Genomic DNA, 3,653 nt, shown 5'->3' with positions numbered 1-3,653 from the left:
CCACCGCCAAGCGCACCAAGCAATACTCATCCGCTTAACAACGATGTATCTAAGCTTAGATATAGACACTCTTGTTTCCAATCCGCATTGGCTGACTGGTAATGGGGTTTATACAAGCGATGAACGTGCTTTGCGGGCATTGTACAGCCACTCCAAGCATCCGACGTTGTTTGCTTTGAGCATAGTGACCACTGGGACGAAACCTTAGATAGTTGAGCCTTATTACAAAAGACTTGAACCTTTTACGCATAACCTACTAACTATAAAGGCTCAACTATCTTACGGTAACTTCAAAGACAGGGTATGTGGGGAATCCAACGGGTCAAATTAACTTCCCCAGAAAGTTACCGTAAGAATAGTGGAGCCTTATTTAATAAGTTTTAACCCTTTTTCTCATAGCCAGTCCCCTATAAAGGCTCCACTATTCTAAGGCGCGCGTCTCCTATCTGGAGTAGACCAACCACCATCCATAAACAGGTGGTCAGATGACGATGATGCGCCCAGTCAGAGGGTTGACCAATCGAGGTCTTCAAGGCATTGTAGAGGCGGGAGTTTATTTTCACAGCATTTTTGGGATGTGAGTGGTTTCTCTCCTGAGAATGCACCGCGACCCTAACCAGATGTCAATGCCCATTGGCCCCTGCCTGGTAAGGGGTTCGTGAAATCGCGCTCAACTAAAGTCAGTCAACCAGTGAAAATACCACCCTTCAAACCAAAGCCCGAATATGGGTAACGCTAAGATATTGAGGAAAACTTTTTAGATGACCAGTCCAATGGATGGAATGTGCAGAAGTCTCAAATTCGCTCAGTAAAGCGCCTGATCTCGGTTGTGGTTCATTCTAGCTGTGGCTACGTTGTACGTCACGGCTCAAGGGGTTGAGGTGGTAGAGTCTGGTAAACGTCGATGGGTTGACACTCACTGGCGCACGAGGAAACAGCTATTTTCGGTAGGGTTTGGAGTGGGTCAAATCATATGAGCGAGAATGGCTGGAAATTAATTCATCGGGTTTGTTTTTCCAGCAATCATGACCCAAATCCAGCGATGGCTTCGCGCAAACAACATCAGCAACGGCACTATCAACTAGAGTAAAAGAAACAAACGTACCAATATGCTGTTGAATAGTTTTGTCAGTCAACCAGGGTATTTTCATCACTAACAATGGCCCATTATCACCATTTACATTGTTGCAACCAAAAATCCGATCAACTGGACCCAACCAATATTCCTTATGCACTCTGACATTGTGAAAGCACAAGACCGAACCCCGTAGAACATGGAAATCTTTGAGCTGATGCCAACTTTTACCTGCTCGCCAAATCAAGCGTGTCCTTTTTCAGACTTTTCCGGATTTGCCTTCCCCATTTATTGGTCAAAGCTTTCATTAAATCGGTGTGTATAACATCGATCTGCCAGTAGGATGACCGATTACCTCTTTGGGTAAAAGGTGTATCGATTGTTGGAGCATCTCCCGATAATCTTTGAATGCTACCGTTGCACGATGGATGCTTCATCACTCGCCAGCTCACGCTTTTTGGCTCGTCGGAGATGCACCACTACCAATCGAACCAGACAGTACTCATCCCAAAACATCGAGGTGTCTAAACTCTTGTAAATACACCCATCTTGTCCTACCGCCAAGGCTGCTTTAATCAAAGGTTTGTACCATCGTTCGCGTAGCGTGGCCTATTGGCCATGGACATTGATTCGGGCAAAATGGCAGCCAACGGTGCATTCGGCGTTGTTTGCTTTGAGCATATTGGCCACGACACGGGACGAACGGGAATCCATCGGGGCTTGCTTCACTTCCCCTGTCTGAATCAGGGCTGCCACCATCCATAAACAGGTGGAAATGGTGGCTCAGGTGTGCCCACTCACAGGGTTGACTTATCCATGTCTTCAGGGCATTGTAGAGTCGGGAGTTTTTTTTGATCGCATTCCTAGGATTTGAGTGGTATCTGTCCTGAGGATGCGGGGAAACACTCCCTAAAGTCAAGTCTTGCTCTTACTAGTCTGGTAAGCATTTGAGCCATTTTCAACCCAACTTTTGTCAGTCAATCAGCTACAGAGGAGTCAGCAGCAAAGAAACCTTCAACGATTTAGGGTACATGCTCTGGAACAAACTCCAAAGATGGGGATACAGGAGACATCCAAATAAATCAAAAACCTGGGTAAACAATAAATATTGGGGAACCATCGGAAAAAACAACTGGATGTTCAAAACAAAAGAGGGAAATTATCTTCCCAAACATGCCAAAACGAAAATCGTGAGGCATACAAAAATCAAAGGGGTGTGGCTCTTTTGGAAAGACGTTTGGTCAGGTTTAGAGAGGTATCGCAAGAGTAGGAGGAGCAGTAGTAGAGCAGCGAGCTTGAATTAGTCGTTTCATCAAAGGAAGGCCATCTTTGTACAAAGACAAGTGATTACGTTTATGCTCAAGCTTTAAGTGAAAGGGCCAATACTCGAGGCCTACACCGCGCTTGATAAAGCGAGCGCAGACGTAAAACCGCCTCAGCACCTTTGAGACTCCATCTAGCCCCGGTAATGTCCATCCTGTCTTTGATTAAGTGACGACAAGCGCCCTCAATAACCCCAGTGGCAATGGGAAGACCAGCTTTCAAGTAATCGTGGTATTTGAGGTAAGCAGCGTTGTTGAGTAAATATCTGGCACACTTATCCACTGGCTGACGTTGTGTAGGAGTTAGTTGGCGCTTTGTAGCGCTACCACGCATACCCGCAGCAACTGTACTCGATTTACCTTCAAGGATCAGCAGTAAACGTTTACTAACCCAAACTTCGGCTTGTTGACTAGTGTCCGAATAAAAGGCAAATGCAGCCTTCCACAGATACTCAATCACATGAATAATATCCAGGACAATCGTTAACTTGAGATGGTGTTCGCGAGCAAATTTTTTCAAAGCGCGATAATTGTGTCTTGTTACCATCGACCAGAGCGCAAAAACGCTTGTGTTGATTGGGGTCGCGGTGTAATGCCTCGTCAAAAGCTTCTTTGATAACAAGTGATGGTTGTTTAACTAAACTTGCCCAAACACGCTTACCGATTGGTCTGGGTCCTTTGATTTTTTTGTGTTCTTCTTCTGTGCTGACAATTTGTTGAGGTGTACGAACAAAAGGCTTGATGGTATAAACTGAAGCCACTGTTGCCATTCGCGTCGCAATTGCGTTTTTCCCCCTTAGTTAATCGTTTATTTAACTTGTTGCTCTTTGCCAGCGCTCTTTTTTGGGTGGGAGCACGTAAGTCTTCTGTACCCATGACAACACCCTTGCCATCCACACTAATAACTACTATTTCCCCCGTCTCCTTCAATTCAACCGATTGTGCTTGTTGATGAGCATAGAATTCATCAAAGTCACAAGCACTTTTATAAGCCAATTGTTCAACTTGTCGCTTACCAACTTTTGCGGCTGTTGTTTTCTGTATGACGCACGACTGTTTCCCCAAACCCTGAACGAGCTACTTCGACGGCCACTCGCTGCCTCAGTCCGTGGGAGTATTTTTCTACTGGTAGGTTTAACTCGGCATCCAGTGGGCCCACGGGAAGTTATCTTTCTTCCACCGTAACCGATTCGATTGGCGATGATCGTGCCAAATATTGTTGTCAGCTTCCTTGTAAATCTCTTCTTATGGGTTCT

At 45.5% G+C, this 3,653-nt stretch carries 5 protein-coding genes and 1 pseudogene; 3 read left to right on the top strand and 3 right to left on the bottom strand.

Translation table 11 applies throughout. The features are described from left to right. On the top strand, positions 1-208 hold a 208-nt coding region (locus F6K57_RS39600), incomplete at its 5' end, for a hypothetical protein (protein ID WP_293074250.1). A 637-nt stretch (positions 209-845) separates the two neighbouring features. Further along, positions 846-977 (top strand): hypothetical protein, encoded by a 132-nt coding sequence (locus tag F6K57_RS39595; protein ID WP_269086960.1) that lies wholly within the window; start codon positions 846-848, stop codon positions 975-977. A gap of 509 nt (positions 978-1,486) precedes the next feature. Here the strand turns inward: F6K57_RS39595 and F6K57_RS39590 are convergent. Continuing rightward, a complete protein-coding gene (locus F6K57_RS39590) occupies positions 1,487-1,654 on the bottom strand; it encodes a hypothetical protein (RefSeq protein ID WP_158069461.1) in 168 nt (55 codons plus the stop codon). Next, a complete protein-coding gene (locus F6K57_RS39585; RefSeq protein WP_143727494.1) occupies positions 1,647-1,994 on the bottom strand; it encodes a hypothetical protein in 348 nt (115 codons plus the stop codon). Before F6K57_RS39585 ends, F6K57_RS39590 begins: the two co-directional genes overlap by 8 nt. A 28-nt stretch (positions 1,995-2,022) precedes the next feature. On the opposite strand from F6K57_RS39585, the gene F6K57_RS39580 reads away from it, so the two are divergent. Next, positions 2,023-2,379 (top strand): group II intron maturase-specific domain-containing protein, encoded by a 357-nt coding sequence (locus F6K57_RS39580; RefSeq protein WP_075897434.1) that lies wholly within the window; start codon positions 2,023-2,025, stop codon positions 2,377-2,379. On the opposite strand, the pseudogene F6K57_RS39575 reads toward F6K57_RS39580, so the two are convergent. Next, positions 2,323-3,653, bottom strand: a pseudogene (locus F6K57_RS39575) (ISKra4 family transposase); the annotation flags it as partial. The gene F6K57_RS39580 and the pseudogene F6K57_RS39575 sit on opposite strands and share 57 nt — an antisense overlap.

It is taken from the genome of Moorena sp. SIO4A5, from assembly GCF_010672005.1.
Taxonomy (GTDB): Bacteria; Cyanobacteriota; Cyanobacteriia; order Cyanobacteriales; family Coleofasciculaceae; genus Moorena.
Note: the sequence above shows the minus strand (reverse complement) of the source record. Positions and strands in the feature narration are given on the sequence as shown.